The 17145-nt window shown below is 71.6% G+C and carries 12 protein-coding genes; 5 read left to right on the top strand and 7 right to left on the bottom strand.

Annotated features, from left to right (window positions below):
• Positions 1–50: 50 nt before the first annotated feature.
• The 5 genes from ACQP1S_RS03300 to ACQP1S_RS03280 form a co-directional block, all read right to left on the bottom strand.
• Positions 51–1355 carry a cellulose binding domain-containing protein gene (locus ACQP1S_RS03300; protein WP_432902839.1) on the bottom strand — a complete coding sequence of 435 codons (1305 nt, stop codon included), beginning with the start codon at positions 1353–1355 and terminating at the stop codon, positions 51–53.
• Between the two features lie 825 nt (positions 1356–2180).
• Positions 2181–2486: a MerR family transcriptional regulator gene (locus ACQP1S_RS03295; RefSeq protein WP_432902836.1), complete on the bottom strand. Its 306-nt coding sequence runs from the start codon at positions 2484–2486 to the stop codon at positions 2181–2183.
• A gap of 696 nt (positions 2487–3182) precedes the next feature.
• Positions 3183–4442 carry an ABC transporter permease gene (locus ACQP1S_RS03290; protein WP_432902833.1) on the bottom strand — a complete coding sequence of 420 codons (1260 nt, stop codon included), beginning with the start codon at positions 4440–4442 and terminating at the stop codon, positions 3183–3185.
• The gene (locus ACQP1S_RS03285; protein ID WP_432907742.1) at positions 4439–5095 is read right to left on the bottom strand and encodes an ABC transporter ATP-binding protein; all 657 of its coding nucleotides are present in this window, start codon (positions 5093–5095) and stop codon (positions 4439–4441) included. The genes ACQP1S_RS03290 and ACQP1S_RS03285 overlap by 4 nt, the downstream gene beginning before the upstream one ends.
• Positions 5096–5121: 26 nt before the next feature.
• Positions 5122–6420, bottom strand: coding sequence for an efflux RND transporter periplasmic adaptor subunit (locus ACQP1S_RS03280; RefSeq protein ID WP_432902830.1), 1299 nt, complete (start codon positions 6418–6420; stop codon positions 5122–5124).
• Positions 6421–6938: 518 nt separating this feature from the next.
• On the opposite strand from ACQP1S_RS03280, the gene ACQP1S_RS03275 reads away from it, so the two are divergent.
• From ACQP1S_RS03275 to ACQP1S_RS03265, 3 genes are all read left to right on the top strand, one after another.
• A complete protein-coding gene (locus tag ACQP1S_RS03275; RefSeq protein WP_432902827.1) occupies positions 6939–7739 on the top strand; it encodes an RNA polymerase sigma factor SigF in 801 nt (266 codons plus the stop codon).
• Positions 7740–7771: 32 nt separating this feature from the next.
• Positions 7772–8323 (top strand): hypothetical protein, encoded by a 552-nt coding sequence (locus tag ACQP1S_RS03270; protein ID WP_432902824.1) that lies wholly within the window; start codon positions 7772–7774, stop codon positions 8321–8323.
• Positions 8324–8498: 175 nt separating this feature from the next.
• Positions 8499–9746, top strand: a complete 1248-nt coding sequence (locus tag ACQP1S_RS03265) for a PP2C family protein-serine/threonine phosphatase (RefSeq protein ID WP_432902821.1) — start codon at positions 8499–8501, stop codon at positions 9744–9746.
• Between the two features lie 6 nt (positions 9747–9752).
• On the opposite strand, the gene ACQP1S_RS03260 is transcribed toward ACQP1S_RS03265, so the two are convergent.
• Positions 9753–10100: an STAS domain-containing protein gene (locus ACQP1S_RS03260; protein ID WP_432902818.1), complete on the bottom strand. Its 348-nt coding sequence runs from the start codon at positions 10098–10100 to the stop codon at positions 9753–9755.
• Between the two features lie 392 nt (positions 10101–10492).
• On the opposite strand from ACQP1S_RS03260, the gene ACQP1S_RS03255 reads away from it, so the two are divergent.
• Positions 10493–13000, top strand: a complete 2508-nt coding sequence (locus tag ACQP1S_RS03255) for an FIMAH domain-containing protein (RefSeq protein ID WP_432902815.1) — start codon at positions 10493–10495, stop codon at positions 12998–13000.
• Positions 13001–13183: 183 nt separating this feature from the next.
• Here the strand turns inward: ACQP1S_RS03255 and ACQP1S_RS03250 are convergent, their stop codons facing one another.
• On the bottom strand, positions 13184–13855 hold the full coding sequence (locus ACQP1S_RS03250; RefSeq protein WP_432902812.1) for a DUF305 domain-containing protein: 672 nt from the start codon (positions 13853–13855) through the stop codon (positions 13184–13186).
• A 262-nt stretch (positions 13856–14117) separates the two neighbouring features.
• Between ACQP1S_RS03250 and ACQP1S_RS03245 the strand changes: the two genes are divergently transcribed.
• Positions 14118–17120, top strand: coding sequence for a family 16 glycoside hydrolase (locus ACQP1S_RS03245; RefSeq protein ID WP_432902809.1), 3003 nt, complete (start codon positions 14118–14120; stop codon positions 17118–17120).
• Positions 17121–17145 lie beyond the last annotated feature (25 nt).

Below are 17145 nucleotides of genomic sequence, written 5' to 3'. Positions count from 1 at the left end.
CGAGGGCCCGGAGCCGACCGGCTCCGGGCCCTACCTGGTGCCGCCTGCGGTCAGGAGATGGCGCAGGTGATGTTGCCGGGCGGCGGAGTGCCGTTGCCGGTGGCGGTGAACCCGAAGGTGGTCGAGCCGTTGGCCGCCAGGGCGCCGTTGTACGCGGCGTTACGGATGGTGACGTTGCCGGTGGTGCCGGTGTTGACGCCGTTCCAGACGCTGCTGATCGCCTGGCCGCTGCCCAGGCTCAGGCCGACGGTCCAGCCGGCGCTGGTCCGGCTGCTGGTGTTGGCCACGGTGACCTCACCCTGGAAGCCGCCGGGCCAGTTGTTGACCGCCTTGTAGGTGGCGGTGCAGTCGCCGGGCCCGCTGGTGGGCGGCGGCGTGGTCGGCGGGGCGGTGGTGGGCGGCGGCGTGGTCGGCGGGGCGGTGGTCGGCGGGGGCGTGGTGGGCGGCGTGGTGGACTGGAACTGGCTGAAGAAGCGCCAGATCTCCCCCGAGGTCCAGGTCCGCGAGTCGTTGGGGCTGCCCGACCCGTCGACCGGGCTGGGGGTGTGGTCCCCGTCGAACGCGGCCCACTGCACCGGGTAACCGGAACGGCAACCCGAGTAGGTGGTGGTGATGTGGGTGAAGGTGTTCAGGCCGGGTTCCCGCGGGCTCTGCGCCGTGCAGCCGTTGTTCCGGACGAACGTGTCACGCAGCGACCGACCCAACGAGATGTTCAGCACGCTGTCGTGGGTGCCGTGGATGCCGAAGTAGGGCACCGGCTGGGTGCCGCCGTTGCAGCCGCTCAGCTGGGCGCCGGAGAGCACGGCGACCGCGCGGACGACGGTGGGCCGGGCGCAGGCCACCGCGTAGCTCATCGCGCCGCCGTAGCTCCAGCCCAGCACGAACCGCTGGCTCGTGTCGACACACAGGTCGTTCTCGACCTGCCGGGTGATGTCGTCGAAGAGGGTCAGGTCCCGGCCGTTGGTGTTGGCCCAACCGGCGTCGATGCCCTGCGGGGCGACGAAGATCGTGCTGTTGTTCGACAGCGGCAGCAGGCCGTAGTAACCGGCCGAGGAGACGTTCTGCGCCGAGCCGTTCAACCAGTGGAAGCCGACGACCAGCCGGTACTGGCGGTTGCGGTCGTACCCGTCCGGGATCCGCAGGATGTAGCTGCGGTTCTGTCCGCTGCTGGTGATGGTGCGCGTCCCGTTGGTCAGCGTGGGCACCTTGCCGCAGCCTGCGGTCGCCGCGAGGGTGCCGTTCGTCGCGGCCTCCGCCGTGGCGGGAAGCCCGCCGTTGAGCGCGCCGCCGACGGTCGCCGCGAGGAGAACGGCCGCAGCGGCGATGGTCGGGAGTAGGTGTCTGTGTTTCACCATTGCTTGGCTCCTTGCCATGGGTCTTCTGTCCCGGTGGTGATACGCGAAGTCGAACGGGCGAGCGCCGGCCGGCCCGACGGGGCCAGCACGATGCGGAGGACGACTCGTACCCGCCGGCTCGCCGTGGGCGAGTCGACTCGGGTGGGCGGACGCGCCCGTTCGGCGCGGGCGGCACGACGGCTCGGTGGAGCGGCCCGGATTGTTCACCGACTGGCAGGGGGTGCGGGAGGGATACCCTCGCGCACCGCCGCCGAGTGACGGGGATGACTGGGAACGTGCCCTTCGCTCCCGGCCGAAAGATAGCAGGTTATCGATAGCATGCTCAACCGGTCACGCTCAAGAGCGGCCGGAGCGGCCCCACTGGCGCACCGTCGCCGGGCCCACGCCGGGCGGAGGTCCGACCCGGCACGCCCAGGCTCCGGCGCGCGGGGGCAGGCCGGCCTCCGCGCGTGCCGCCACGCCGTTCCCCCTGCTCAGACGGCTCTTCCGCAGGTCGGGTGAGGCTCCGGCGTCGCCGGGCGAGGCGTCGGCCAAGCCGGCCACGAGCGGGGTCCGCCGCCGCCCAGCCAGGACCCGACGGCACCCGGGGCCGACAGATCTCCTCGAAACTATCGGTCGAGCTAATCGCAACTTTCCGGAAAGCTGGCCCCATCGATGAATCTGACCGCTAACACACGAGGCGCCCAGGGCGATCGACCGGGGGACACCGCTGGTAGCCACCACCAGGCCCTGCCGCGGCGGCTGGACCACCCCGCAAGCTCCACACCGGACGCCTCCCCGGACCGGACGCCCGCCGGCCGCGACCCGGGGCGGCGGGCTCAGCGATCAACTCGGCCGCTGGTCCTGCTGGTTGCGCCGGAGGGCTTCTTCGAGCTGGTCTTCGAGGATGATGATCCGGCAGGCGGCTTCCAGGGGGGTGCCCTGGTCGACCAGTTCCCGGGCGCGCACGGCGAGGCGCAGCTGATAACGGGAGTAGCGGCGGTGGCCGCCGGCGGACCGGACCGGGGTGATCAGCTTCGCCTCGTCGAGGCGACGCAGGAAGTCCTGTGAGACGCCGGTCATCTCCGCGGCGCGGCCCATCGTGTAGGCGGGGTAGTCCTCGTCATCGAACATGTCGTCGGGTTGGGCCATCCACACACCTCTCCGTGACGAGGGCCCCGGCGCGGAAGCGCCGGGGCCCGGGGTTTACGGGTCAAAAACACCATCTACCGACAGGTTCGTCGGATTGTCGTATCCACACCTGCCGCCATCGGCGGACCGGGGTGCGAGGATCGCATAAGCGTGACCGGAGACCACCTCTCGTTCGATGGAAACTGCGGTGTCCGGCTCCAGAACCACACTGCTTCCTGGAGGCGGGCGATCCAACGGTGTTCGGGCCCTCCCTTTCCTCTGCTTCATCTTTCGGGTACTGGTCGTGCTGCCCGCCGGTGCCGGAGCCCCACGCGACTTCATGGCCCCGCCCACGTACGACGGACTGTCCTACCGGGTAAGCCCCGAACCAGCCTCGGCCTACCCGTCTGCCCCGACCTGGAATGACGTCAGGGTCTTCACATGCCAATTCACTCTTGTCGTGCTTCGCGCGGTGACAACGCTGCCACCGCTGTGCCGAGCGGGCCGCGACACGGGTCCTGGCCCTGGGTAAAGCTCGGTCACTTCGTCGGCGTCTTCGACGATCTCTGCTGTCAACGGAAGGAACGTTAGCCGACGCCAGCAAGAATGTCTAGCGCTTCGCGCGTAGATTTCCTCGGTCACCGGATGCACATCTTCGGTCACCCCACGCACCGGCACCCGGGTGGCACCGGACCCGACACCGGTGCTCCGCCGCGGTCAGACGCTGGCGAGCGCTTCGGTCGGCGACAGTGCAGCGGCGCGCAGCGATGGATAGACACCGGCCACCACGCCCACCACCACGGCACCGCCCAGCCCGGCCAGCGTCGACGACAGCGGGATCACCACCGGCCAGTGGTGGTACGTGGCGTAACCGACGGTGACGGCCACTCCGAGCAGCGTCCCGGCGATCCCACCCAGCATCGCCAGGGCCACCGACTCGGTGAGGAACTGGCCCCGGATCTGGCCCCGGTTGGCCCCGAGCGCCCGACGCAGGCCGATCTCGGCCCGCCGCTCCAGCACCGAGATGACCATGGTGTTGGCCACCCCGACCCCGCCGACCAGCAACGCCACCGCGGCGAGGGCGAGAAACAGCGACGAGAAGGCGTTCTCCGTGGCGCGCTTCGCGGCCAGCGCGTCCGACGGCCGGCTTACCAGCACGTCGGCGGGGCTCTCCGGGCTGACCGTCTCGGGCAGCACCGCCCGGACCTGCTCCACTGCCGGCTCCAGCGACCGGACGTAGAGCACCGTGGGGTGCCCGTCGAAGCCGAGTTCGGACTGCGCTGCCGGCCAGCCGACCAGCACGGACCGGTCGATCTCCGGCAGCAGCGGGACACCGGCCAGGATGCCGACGACGGTGAACCACCAGTCGCCGATCATCACCTGCTGGCCGGGGCCACCTCCGGTGGACACGTCGACGACTCCCAGCCGGGTCGCGGCCACCGCGCCGAGCACCACGGTGGGAAACCGGGCGGTCGCCGGGGTGAGCCAGCTTCCGTACTGGACCCGGGCGTTGATGATCGGGAGCAGGTCGAGCTGGCTGGCCAGCACCGTCAGGCCGGAGCCGTCCCCCGGGTCGGCACGGTCGGAACGGCGTACCAGGGCGTGGGTGTTGGCCACCGCGCTGACGCCCGTCACCGGGCCGACCCGCCGCACCATGCCGGTCGACTCCTTCGGCAGCAGCGCCGGCGGGTCCTGGTCGGGCAGCGCTCTGACCTCCAGCATGTTCGTGCCCAGCGCGGACAGCTCCCACATCAGCTGGGCCCGGCTGGAGGCGGGGATCCCGGTGACCACGATCATCGTGGCGATCCCGATGGCGATGCCGAGCGCGGACAGCGCGGCCCGGGTCCGCCGGGTACGGATGCCGAGCAGCCCCAGACCGAGCAGGTCGGCCACGGCCAGCCGGACCGGCCGGGCGGCTTCGCGGGCGGTACGCGGGTGCGGCGTCTGCCGCGTACCCGTGCTGGTGGGTGTGGTCATCGGGCTGTCACCACCCGGCCGGAGTCGGCGACCAGCTGGCCGTCGCGCAGCTCGACCCGGCGGGGCAGGCGGGCGGCGATGTCCCGGTCGTGGGTGATGACGGCGATGGTGGTGCCCTCTGCGTGCAGCCGGTACAGCAGGTCCAGGACGGCCTGGCCGGTGCGGGTGTCCAGGGCACCGGTGGGTTCGTCGGCGAGCAGCAGCGCGGGCTGGTGGACCAGCGCACGGGCGATCGCCACCCGCTGCCGTTCCCCGCCGGAGAGCTGGTGCGGCAGGTGGGTGACGCGGTGCGCCAGACCGACCCGGTCGAGCGCCGCGAGGGCCAACGACCGGCGGTGCCGGCGGGCCACCCCGGCATAGAGCAGCCCGGTGGCGACGTTCTCGGCCGCGCTCAGCCCTCCGGTGAGATGGAACTGCTGGAAGACGAAGCCCAGCCAGCGCCCGCGCAACGCGGACAACTGCCGGTCGGAGAGCCCGGCGACGTCGAGCCCGCCCAGGTGCACCGTGCCGGAGGTCGGCCGGTCCAGGGTGCCCATGATGTGCAGCAGGGTCGACTTGCCGGAACCCGACGGGCCGACGATGGCCAGCATCTCCCCCTCGGCGATGTCGAGCGAGACGCCCCCGAGGGCGGTGACCCCACCGGGATAGCGCATGGCGGCGTCCCGTACGGCCAGCACGGTCACGAGGTGGTCACCACCTTCAGGTCCTCGGTGACACCGTCGCCGGTGACCTCGACCATCCCCTTGGCGAACATGCCGGTGGTGACGGCGACGAACCGGCCGCCATCGGCCAGTTGCAGGGCGTACCCGCCCTCGCTGAGCGCCACCAGCGCGCCCACCGGGACGGCGAGGACGTCCGGTCGGGTCTCGCCGACCAGGTCGACCTGGACGTCGGCCGCGTCGATCCCGGCCAGGTCGTCGTCCACGGTCACCGTGACCGCGCGCGTGGGCTCGCCGGTCGGGCCCGCGTCGTCGTCCTGCGTGACGGTGGTGCCGATCGCCGAGATCGTGCCGTCGACCGTCTTGTCGCCCGGCAGGGTCACCGTCACCTGGTCGCCCCGGCGGATCGTGCCTGCCTCGGCCGCCTTGGCCAGGACGGTTATCACCTTCGTGGTCGGCGTGACGGTCACCAGCGGCGTCTCGGCGGCGTCGCCCCGCAGTGCGGTGACGGCGTCGACCCGGACCGCGCCGGGCAGCACGGCGACGTCGCCGACGCCGATCCGGCCGGTCACCGGCAACTCGGCGTCCTGCTGCCAACGCTTGATGGCCCGCATCAGCGACCCGGTCAGCACCCCGTCACCCTTGCGGACGACGACCCGGGTCGAGGTGGCGGCCGTGCCGCCCGCGGCCGGTGTGGGCGCCGCCGCGCCCTGCCCGGACGCTGCCCTCCCCGCCCCTGCCCGTTCCTGCCCCGAGGCGGCCTCCCCCTGCCCGGAGGCCGCCTGCTGCTGCCCGGAGGCCGGTGCGGTGGGACCCGCCTTCGCCGGCCGGGTGACCTTCTCCCCCGGCGCGGGCTGGCGGCCGATCCCGTAACCCAACGCCTTGAGGTTGGTGGCGACGATCCGCACGTCGCGGCCCACCGTGCCGGGCTCCGCCAGATCGCGGTACAGCGGCATGCCGCCGTAGAACAGGGGCACCGGCTGGTCGTCGACCCGGTAGAGCTGCTTGCCCCGGGTGATCGTCGCCCCCGCCGACGGCAGCCAGGTGACGGTCCCGCTCCGACCGCCCTTCACCGGTTCGGCCCGGCCGTAACCGAGGGTGCCGGTCAACGAGACGGTGGTGGCGAGGTCGGTCCGGACGACGGCCACCGTCTCCACCGTGACCGGCGGGGCGGCGGCGGAGGTGGACGGGCCACGGTGGACCGACCAGGCGATGCCGGCCCCGATGGCCGACATCGCCAGGATCAGCACCGCCGGGACGATCGCGCGTCGACTGAAGCGGCGCGGTGGACTCTGCGCTGGTGGCTGTTCTGCTGGCACACCGGGAGCATGGCGACGGTTCTTCAGAAACCTGTCAGGACCGCGGAACCACCGGCAGTTCCCGGGTCGCCTCGTTGCAGAGTCCGGAGCCGGGGTCGTGCGGCCCGGCGGGCTCCCCCGACGACCAGCGTCCGCTGATCCCCTCGACGCGACCAACGACGAGATCGAGGCCCTGCGGAAGGTCTGGGGTAAGTGCGTGGCCAAGGAGGGCGGCCCCGGATACCAGGACGGCCGAGTTCGGCATCACCGAGGTCGGTCCGAACGGTGACTTCCAGTCGCCCAGGATGACCGCGTGCCGGCGAGAGGCGTTCAGCCGGTGACCGGCATCGGCCGTTCGGCTGGTAATTCATCGATCATTCGGGTAGCATTCGGTCCACTACATGGACGACATGACGCGGTGCCAGGCCCGTGATCGTGACCCTGCGACAGCGCGCAGCCCGTCCGCGTGCTTCCGGCGTCAGCCGATGCGGAGAAGTCTCCGGTCGCTCCGATCAGCGGGCACGTGCGGAAGGCCCAGCATGCTCACCACGTCCGAACCGACCACCGCCGCCCACCTCGACCAGCACCTCGCCGCCAGCGCCGACGATCTCGTGGCCACCATGGCCGCGATGCCGGCCGACGACCCGCGCCGCCCGGCCCTGCGGGCCCGCGCCATCGAGGCGTGGTTGCCGCTCGCCCGCCACCTGGCCCGTCGCTATGCGGGGCGCGGCGTGCAGGACGACGACCTGACCCAGACCGCGGCGGTCGGGCTGATCAAGGCGGTCGACCACTTCGACCCGGAGCGGGGCGTCGCCTTCACCGGGTACGCCATCCCCACCGTCGTCGGCGAGATCAAGCGGTACTTCCGGGACCGCACCTGGTCGGTGCGGGTCCCCCGCCGGCTCCAGGAGCTACGCCTGTCGATCAGCGAGGCGAACAGCACGCTCACCCACACCCTGGGGCGCTCGCCGACCGTCGCCGACATCGCGGCCGACCTCGACGTGTCGGAGGAGACCGTCCTGGAAGGGCTGGAGGGGGCCCGCGCCTACCAGGCCACCTCGCTGTCCACCCCCATCGGCACCGACAGCGGCATGGAACTCGCCGACACCCTCGGCGTCGAGGACCACGAACTCGAACTGGTCGAGATCCACGTCGCCCTCGGCCCCGCCCTCGCCACCCTGCCGGAACGCGAACGCCGGATCCTGACCCTGCGCTTCTACGGCAACCTGACCCAGGTGGAGATCGCCGACCGGGTCGGCATCTCCCAGATGCACGTCTCCCGGCTCCTCACCCGGACGCTGGCCGCCCTACGTGGCCAGCTCGTCGCCGACCGGGGGTGAGTACGGCGGTCGACCACGGGTACTCCGCACCCATGGCGCGGTACACGAAGCCCGAGCTGCGGGAGCAACTCAAGGACGAGATCAGGGCCGGTGACCGGGGTGGTCGGCCGGGGCAGTGGTCGGCGCGCAAGTCGCAGCTGTTGACCCGGGAGTACCAGAAGCGCGGCGGCGGCTACCAGGGCCCACGGGACGACCGGCAGCAGTCCCTGCGGCGCTGGGGCGACCAGAAGTGGCGGACCAGGCAGGGCACCACCAGGGCCCGGCACGACGGCGAGACCGACCGTTACCTGCCCGACCGGGCCTGGAAGCAGCTCTCCCCGCAGCAGCAGCGCGCCACCGACGCCAGAAAGCGCAAGGCGTCGACGTCCGGCCGGCAGTACGTCGCCAACACCGGGCCGGCCCGACGCGCCCGGCGTGGCGTCACGTCGGCCGGGTCCCTCACCGAGCTGACCGTCGCCGAGGCGACCCGGCACGTTCGCGACCTCGACACCGCACAGCTCAGAGCCGCGCTCCGCGCCGAACACCGGGGCAAGAACCGTAAGACGCTGATCCAGCGGCTCGAATCCGCCCTGGCCCGCCGCTGACCGCGCCGGCCCCGGCACCCGGACACCCCTGCCGACCGGCGAACGGGGGTGGCCGACCCGGTAAGGGGTGGGACAGTGGACCCACCAGGGCCGGGGACGCCGGCGACAACCGTCGCGGTGTCCGGCGCCGGCTGCCCGTGAGGCGGACGGCACCGGAAGTGCCTATGCTCGACGGGTGGAGGACAGCGAGCAGATCGTGCTGGCCGAGATGCTGCAGTCTGCCGAGGACGCCGCGCCGGTCGAGGCCGTCGAGGCGGTCACCGGGGCCATCGCCTCCGCGTTGAACGCGCTCGGCGTCTCGCTGCTGATCGCCGATCTCAGCGGTCGGGCCCTGGTCCGGCTGACCCACCAACCGGGCGCCGACGGGCCGGGCCGCTTCCAGGACGAGGAGACGGCCGAGGTGCTGCCCTTCGACGGGGGGCCCTACGAGCAGGCGGTACGCCACCAGGTCCCCCAGGTGCTGCCCGGGAACGGCCGGTGGCGGCTGCTCGCACCCGTCACCGAACGCGGCGAGGTCGTCGGCCTGCTGGAGATCGACCTGCCCGACGAGCCGGACGCCGAGGTGATCACCCGGGTCGCCCGGACCGCGCACGCGTTGGCGTTCGTAATAATCGCCAACCGGCGGCACACCGACCTGTTCGAGTGGGGGCAGCGCAGCACCCCGTTCACCCTCTCGGCCGAGATCCAACGCCGTCTGCTGCCCGCCTCGTTCACCTGCGAGTCCGGCGCGTTCACCCTCTCCGGCTGGCTGGAGCCGGCCGCGAGCGTCGGCGGGGACACCTTCGACTACAGCGTGGCCCGGGACGTGCTGCACGTCAGTGTCACCGACGCGATGGGCCACGGGGTCGCCAGCGCGCTGACCGCCACCCTGGGGGTGGGCAGCCTGCGCAACACCCGCCGTCGGGGGATGCGTCTGACCGCACAGGCCGACGAGGCCAATCGCGCCATCGCCCAGCACGCCAACGTCCGTGGCGCCTACGTGACGGCGGTGCTGGGTCGGATCGACCTGCCCACCGGGCACTGCGAACTGCTCAACGCCGGGCACGTCCCGCCGATCCTGGTCCGCGACGGCCGGACCACGGCACTGGAACTTCCCGGCAACTTTCCGCTGGGCATGTTCCCCGAGGCGGGCTTCCGCAGCGGGGAGATCGCCCTGCGGCCCGGTGACCGGCTGGTCGTGGTCACCGACGGGATGCGCGAACGCAACGCCGCCGACCTCGACCTGCCGGCCGCCCTGCTCGACATCACGCACCTGCACCCCCGCGAGGCGGTCCGGGCGCTGTCGGACGCGGTGCTGGCCACCGCCGGTCCGGCCCTGGCCGACGACGCGACCATGCTGATCATCGACTGGTACGGCGGTCACGGGCCGCGCCGCAGCACCGCCGGCGCGGACACCAGCCGGGCCAGCGTCCCGCCCGGCTGAGGACGGTCACGACACCCGGGCTGCCGCCTCGGCGTCCCGCGCCGTGTCGAAGATGCCGATGACCTGGTCGACCGAGGTGATCGACAACACCGTGCGGACCGACCGGCGGACCCCGGCCAGGCCGAGCCAGCCGTTGCGGTCCCGCAGGTCGCGATAGGCGACCACGAGCGCGCCGAGGCCGCTGGAGTCCATGAACCCGACGCCGCTCAGGTCGACCACCACGACCCGGGCACCGCCCTCCGCCACCTCGCGTAACCGCTCCCGCAACCGGGGGGTGGTGCTCATGTCCAGGTCGCCGGCGACTTCGACCACCGTACCGGCACCCTCCTGGCGGGTCGCCATCGTGAATTCCACGCGAACCCCCTTCGTCAAGGCGTACCGGACATCCGATGACGCAGTACGTCGTACCCACGGTGCCAGAAACCGAACGCGAGCGCTCGGGGACGTCCGCCGGGCGGACGGTCCGGGCGTGGCGGGCGGGCGGCGACTCGACGACTGGCGCAAGGACCGGGCCGGCGGCTGCTACGACTGTCGTGACCTGCGCGGTCGGCCCGAAGGCGATTGCGCACGCCTTGCCGCGCAAACATGTGCATAACTCACATGAGCGTCTTGACCACCGACTGATCATCGGTACGGTCCTTACTCACGCGGCGCGTTTCTCCCTATAGGACGTCGCGGCTGGTCCTTCGATCGGAAGGCGATACATGACCACTCCCTCAACCCCCAGGGCACGCCGGGGTCGACGATTGCTCGGCCTGACAGCCGCAGGGCTGCTCCTGGTCGGCGTGATCCCCGGCACGGCGTCGGCGGCCGAGCCCGACCCGCGCGTCGGCCTCGGCGCGGGCTGGCTCGACGCACAGTCCGCGATCAGCAACCTCGAACAGGTTGCCCACCGCGACAAGCCGGCCGGATTCGTCGACCCGACCAACCCGGGCAACGGCGGGTACTACAACTCGGACCTCGCCTTCGGCGGCCGGTACGCCTTCCAGGGCAACTACAACGGGTTCACCATCACCGACGTCGCCAACCCGGCCGAGCCCACCCTGGTCACCAGCGTGGTGTGCCCCGGTGGGCAGGGTGACCTCTCGGTCCAGGGCAACCTGCTCTTCATGTCGGTCGAGGAGACCCGGGGACGGGTCGACTGCGGCACGAACCCCAACGTCGGCACCCGGTTCCAGGGCGTGCGGATCTTCGACATCAGCGACGTGCGCAACCCGGTGCAGGTCGCGGGGGTGCAACTCTGCCGTGGCTCGCACACCCACACGGTGGTGACCGATCCCCGGGACGCCGACAACATCTACATCTACGTCTCCGGTACGGCATCCGTGCGCCCGGCGACCACGATGGAGGGTTGCAACAACAACGCCGCCGACGGGGAGAACCCGTCGCGGTGGCGGATCGACGTCATCAAGGTGCCGGTGGCGGCCCCCCAGAACGCCGCCGTGGTCAACCAGCCGAGGCTGTTCCAGGACCCGAACACGGGCCGGGTCGACGGCCTCCAGAACGGCCCGGTGACGCCCCGGCACCCGTCCGGGTCGACCTGGTCGCCCACGCCGAACACCAACGCCTGCCACGACATCACCGCCTATCCGGAGATCGGCTTGGCGGCCGGCGCGTGCCAGGGCAACGGCATCCTGATCGACATCTCGGACCCGGCGAACCCGAAGCGGATCGACGAGGTGGCCGACCCGAACTTCGCGTACTGGCACTCGGCGACGTTCAACAACGACGGCACCAAGGTGATCTTCACCGACGAGTGGGGTGGCGGCGGCGGGGCCCGTTGCCGCGACACCGACCAGCCGCAGTGGGGCGCCAACGCCATCTTCGACATCGTCGACCGGAAGATGACCTTCGCCAGCTACTACAAGCTGCCGGTGCCCCAGTCGCTCCAGGAGAACTGCGTCGCGCACAACGGCTCGCTGATCCCGGTGCCGGGTCGCGACATCATGATGCAGGCCTGGTACCAGGGCGGCATCTCGGTGTTCGACTTCACCGACTCGGCGCACCCGCGGGAGATCGCGTTCTTCGACCGGGGACCGGTCAACGCGAACTCGCTCGTGCTGGGTGGCTACTGGTCGGCGTACTGGTACAACGGCAACCTCTACGGCAACGAGATCGCCCGCGGTTTCGACGTGTTCAAGCTGACCCCCAGCGGGCACCTGTCGGCAGCCGAGATCGAGGCCGCCGGCCAGGTGAAGCTGGCCGGGTTCAACGCCCAGGGCCAGCCCAAGATCAGCTGGACGCCGAGCTTCGCGCTCGTCCGCGCCTACCACGACCAACTGGTCCGGGCCGACGCGATCGACCAGTCGTTGAGCGCGGAGGTCGACACGGTCCTGAGCCGGGCCGGGGAGCTCGCCGCCGACGGCAAGCGGTTCGCCGCCGAGGCGCAGCTGCGGACGCTGGCCGACAAGCTCGACGCCGCACCGCACGGGACGCTCCGACAGGCCGTGGTGGACCTGGCGGACACCTTCAACCCCCGGGTCGCCGCCACGGTGGGCCCGGCCGAGCCGACCGGCAGCAACGGCTGGTACACCGGTGACGTCACGCTCACCCTCACCGGCCTGATCGCCGGCATGTGGACCGGCCAGTACTCCGTCGACGACGGTGTCACCTGGGTGGACGTGCCGGCCAGCGGCGTCGCGACGATCAGCGCCGACGTCAGGGGCCCGGTGCGCTACCGGGCCGTCGATGGTGCCGGCAACACCTCCCGGCAGGGCAGCCAGTGGCTCAAGATCGACCGGACCGCGCCCGCCGTGCAGGTGTCCGGGCTCACCGACGGCACGTCGTACGGTGACTCCGGCGCGGTGACGGTGGACTGGACGATCACCGACACCGGCTCCGGGCCCGGCATCAACCCCGACAGCGCGCTGCTGGACGGCAAGCGGGTGGCCCGGGGGGCGACGGTCGCCCTGTCCAGCCTCCCGCTGGGCAGCCACACCCTCGTGGTGACCGCGAAGGACAAGGCGGGTAACACCACCACCCGGTCCGTCACCTTCACCACCACGGCGTCCTTCGCCGACCTCCAGGCTCTCGTCGACGGCTACCGGTCCGCCGGCACCGTCAGCGCGGGCAACGCCGACAAGCTGACCACCAGTCTCGGCAAGGCCGGCGCGGCGGCCAGCGGCGGCCAGTCGGCGGAGGCGGTCACCCACCTGACCGCCTTCCTCGACCAGGCCCGCGCCCTCAACGCCGTCGGCGCGCGCAACCTGCTGGTCCGCGACGCCCAGGTGCTGATCGACCAGCTCGACAGGTAGCCCGCCCGGTCCGGCCGGACCGACGGGCTACGCATAACCGGGGCCTGCCCAGCATTGCTGGGCAGGCCCCGGCCTTCTCATGCACGAGCGGACGTCGTCGCCCCTGGAGGCGGGGCGGGCCAGGCCGTTCTACGCGGGCCAGGCCGGGGCCGCAGCCGGGCCTGCGCGGGACTGGGCGGTGGCTCAGCCGAGCTTGGCCAGCATCTGCTGCATACGCTGGATCTCGATGCCCTGGTCGGCGTTGACCTCGCGGGCGAACTGGTCGCTCGCCGGCTCCAGCCCGCCGCCGCCCGCGTACAACTGCTCCACCATGGTCAGTGCGCCCTGGTGATGGCGGATCATCACGGTGAGGAAGAGCCGGTCGAACTGCGTACCGCGCGCCTGCTTGAGCTGGTCGAGTTGCGCGGCGGTGAGCATCCCCGGCATGAGCGCGTCGTGCCCCGCGCCGCCGTGCGGGCCGGCGGTCGGCACGTTCCGCTCCGCGAGCCAGCTCCGCATCCGGGCGATCTCGTCGCCCTGCGACACCTCGATCCGCTTGGCGAGCAGCGTCACGTCGGGGCTGGTGGTGCGCCCGGCCAGCAGCGCGGTCATCGCCAGGGCCTGGGTGTGGTGCGGGATCATCCCCTGGATGAACAGGCTGTCGGCGGCGGTGAACCCGGGCGGCGAGACCTGCGCCAGGTCGGTGCTGGACAGTTGCCGGCCCGGCTGGCCGGGCGCCCCCGGCTGCACCACGTGCGACGTCGGCGGTTGGTAGCCCGGGTCGTCCCGACCCGCCCAGAGGACCGCGCCCGCCGCCGTGCCGAGGACGACAGTGGCGACCACACCGGAAACGACCATGCGACGGGGCAGCGGCACGATTCACCTACCAGTCCGGGCTTGAGCTGCGCAGAGTCCATGGGCATAGTGCCTCAACTCCGGCACCCCCACCAGCCCACGAGCCGGTGGAATCAGGCCACCCGAAGCCACTTTTGCTCCTTCATCGAAAAGTTTCCCCGAATCGATCCAAAGTGCTAGCGTCTGCGATCAATCTTTGGTGTGACGAGTTCCATACCGACCCGCCATCGGGAGAAAGTGGCGCGGTCCCTCCCCGGCCGGGCCCACCACCACTGGAGGAACCATGACCACCCCGCACCGGCGGCGCTGGCGTCGCAGACCCGCGCTCGTGGCCGCCGGCACCGCCCTGGCGACCGTCCTCGCCACCGTCCCCGTCACCCCCGCCACCGCCGCGCCCGCCGCCGACCTCCCGCCGCAGGAACCCGGCGTCACCCTGCGCTCGTACGACATGGGCACCCCGCTGTCCGCGCTGTGCACCCTCAAGGCCGCGCAGACACCGAACGTCGACAAGCTGATGCCGCAGGTCAACTGGACCAGCACGGACGACTTCGGGCTCGCCGACCGGTTCATCAGCCACGTCACCGCCAACCTCGCCGCACCGGTCGACGGCACCTACGCCTTCCGCCTGACCAGTGACGACGGCTCCCGACTGGCCATCGGCGACACGGTCGTCGTCGACCACGACGGGTTGCACGGCGAAACCGCCAAGGAGGGATCGGCCACCCTCACCGCCGGCCTGCACCCGTTACGGATCGCGCACTTCGACGACGGCGGCGGCCAGGTGCTGCGGCTCGAATGGCGGCCACCGGGCGCCGCCGACTTCATTCTCGTCCCGAACTCCGCGTTGAGCACCGACGCCGGGGTGGTCCGGGTCACCGCGCCGGGCTGGAAGTACTGCGAGGGGGCCACCGACTCGGCCGGCGACGGCCTGCCACTCGACCGGGTGCACCCCGGCTACACCCTCACCGACCTGCGCCCCGACGGATTCCGGCCCCAGGTCACCGGGATGGCGTTCCGCCCCGACGGGGACCTGGTCATGAGCACCTGGGGTGGCACCGACAACGCGACCGGCGAGATCTACCTGGTCGAGGGCGCGACCGGTGCGACCGGCCCCGACCGGGTGACCTACCGCAGGTTCGCCGACGGGCTGCGCGAGCCGCAGGGCGTCGCGGTGGTCGACGACACCGTCTACGTCAGCCAGAAGCACGAGCTGACCGCGCTGCGGGACACCGACGGCGACGGCGTCGCCGACGACCGTCGTACGGTCGCCACCTGGCCCTGGGGCGGCAACTTCCACGAGTTCGCCTTCGGCCTGCTCTACCGGGACGGGTTCTTCCACCTCAACCTGTCGGTCGCGATCAACCAGGGCGGTGCCACCACCGTGCCGCAGCCCGCCCCCCACCGGGGCACCTCGATCAAGGTGAACGCCCGGACCGGCAAGATCACGTACGTCGCCGGTGGCCTGCGCACCCCGAACGGGATCGGCTGGGGGCCGCGCGGCGAGGTCCTCGTCACCGACAACCAGGGTGGCTGGCTGCCCGCGTCCAAACTGGTCCAGATCCAGCAGGGGGCGTTCTTCAACCACTACACCAGCCCCGACGGGCCGTTCGACGACAAGCCGGTGACCCGGCCGATCGTCTGGCTGCCGCAGAACGAGATCGGCAACTCACCGTCCACTCCGGTGCTGCTCGCGCAGGGCCCGTACGCCGGGCAACTCGTCGTCGGTGACGTGACCTACGGCGGCCTGCAACGGGTGTACCTCGACGAGGTCGAGGGGCAGTACCAGGGGGCGGTGTTCCGGCACACGCAGGGCCTGGAGGCCGGCGTCAACGAGGTCGCCCTCGGCCCCGACGGCGCGGTCTACGTCGGCGGCGTGGGTGCCGGCGGCAACTGGGGCCAGGAGGGCAAGCTCAGCTACGGCCTGCAGAAGCTCACCCCCAACGGCACCTCGACGTTCGAGGTCAAGCAGATGCGGGCCACCGCCAACGGGTTCGACCTGGAGTACACCGAGCCGGTCTCGGCCGAGACCGCCGGGCGGCTCGCCGAGGCGTACCAGGTGACGCAGTGGCGCTACGGGGCGACCAGCCAGTACGGCGGTCCCAAGCTCGACCTGGAGAAGCTCACCGTGACCCGGGCGGTGCTGGCGGCCAACGGTCGCACCGTCCGGCTGCGCATCCCGGGCCTGAAGGAGAACCGGGTGGTGCACGTCCGCTCCCCGCGCCCGTTCTCCGCCGCCGACGGCGAGCAACTGTGGAACACCGAGGCCTGGTACACGCTCAACGAGATCCCCGGCCGGGTGACCCAGCCGCAGACCTTCTTCGAGGCCGAGGAGGGTCGTACCGTCGGCGTCGGGATGGCCGCCGACCACGCCGCCTACTCCGGTGCCGGCTTCGCCGCCGGATTCGCCGACGACGGCTCGTCGACCCGGATCTCCGTCGACGTGCCCGAGGCCGGCAACCATGACCTGGCGATGCGCTACAGCAACGGTCCCAACCCGTTCTCCGGCCCGAAACAGCTCAGCCTCTATGTCAACGGCAAGCGGATCGAACAGACGGTCTTCCCCTCCACCGTCACCTGGGAGGAGTGGAGCACCGTCACCACCAGGGCGCACCTGCGGCGGGGCCGCAACATCGTCGAATACCGCAAGGAGAGCGCGGACTCCGGGCACGTCAACCTCGACGTGCTCGCCGTCCGGCCGCGCGGTGAACGGATCACCCTGTTCGACGGCGGCGACCTCACCGAGTGGCAGCACACCGACGGGCGCGAGCCGGAGTGGACGCTCGCCGGCAACACCATGACCGTACGCGGCGGCGACCTGCGCACCGTGCAGGCGTTCGGCGACTTCCGGCTGCACGTGGAGTTCAACCTGCCGCTCTATCCGCCGGAGGTGACCGGGCAGCAGCGCGCCAACAGCGGGGTCTACCTCCAGGACCGTTACGAGATCCAGGTGCTGGACTCGTTCGGCGTCGACCCGCCGCAGAACAACGACTCCGCCGCCATCTACACCCAGAAGGCGCCCGACGTGAACGCGGCCCGACCGCCCCAGACCTGGCAGACGTACGACATCGAATACCGGCAGGCCCGCTACGACGCGGCCGGCGTCAAGGTGGCGAACCCCCGGGTCACCGTGGTGTGGAACGGCGTCACCGTGCACGACGACGTGGAGATCCTGGGCCCGACCGGCGGCAGCCGGCCGGAGGGTCCGGCGGCCGGCGCGATCCGGCTCCAGGACCATGGCAACCCGGTCCAGTACCGCAAGATCTGGATCAAGCCGCTCGACGGGTGACTCCGGCAGGAGACGCGGCCGGGAC

Source organism: Micromonospora matsumotoense (assembly GCF_050951065.1).
Classification (GTDB): domain Bacteria; phylum Actinomycetota; class Actinomycetes; order Mycobacteriales; family Micromonosporaceae; genus Micromonospora; species Micromonospora matsumotoensis.
This window is presented reverse-complemented; position numbering and strand designations above follow the sequence as displayed.

Coding starts and splice junctions, on each gene's coding strand:
- ACQP1S_RS03300 (WP_432902839.1), bottom strand. CDS start 1,355: ATGGTGAAACACAGACACCTACTCCCGACCATCGCCGCTGCGGCCGTT.
- ACQP1S_RS03295 (WP_432902836.1), bottom strand. CDS start 2,486: ATGGCCCAACCCGACGACATGTTCGATGACGAGGACTACCCCGCCTAC.
- ACQP1S_RS03290 (WP_432902833.1), bottom strand. CDS start 4,442: ATGACCACACCCACCAGCACGGGTACGCGGCAGACGCCGCACCCGCGT.
- ACQP1S_RS03285 (WP_432907742.1), bottom strand. CDS start 5,095: ATGCGCTATCCCGGTGGGGTCACCGCCCTCGGGGGCGTCTCGCTCGAC.
- ACQP1S_RS03275 (WP_432902827.1), top strand. CDS start 6,939: ATGCTCACCACGTCCGAACCGACCACCGCCGCCCACCTCGACCAGCAC.
- ACQP1S_RS03270 (WP_432902824.1), top strand. CDS start 7,772: ATGGCGCGGTACACGAAGCCCGAGCTGCGGGAGCAACTCAAGGACGAG.
- ACQP1S_RS03245 (WP_432902809.1), top strand. CDS start 14,118: ATGACCACCCCGCACCGGCGGCGCTGGCGTCGCAGACCCGCGCTCGTG.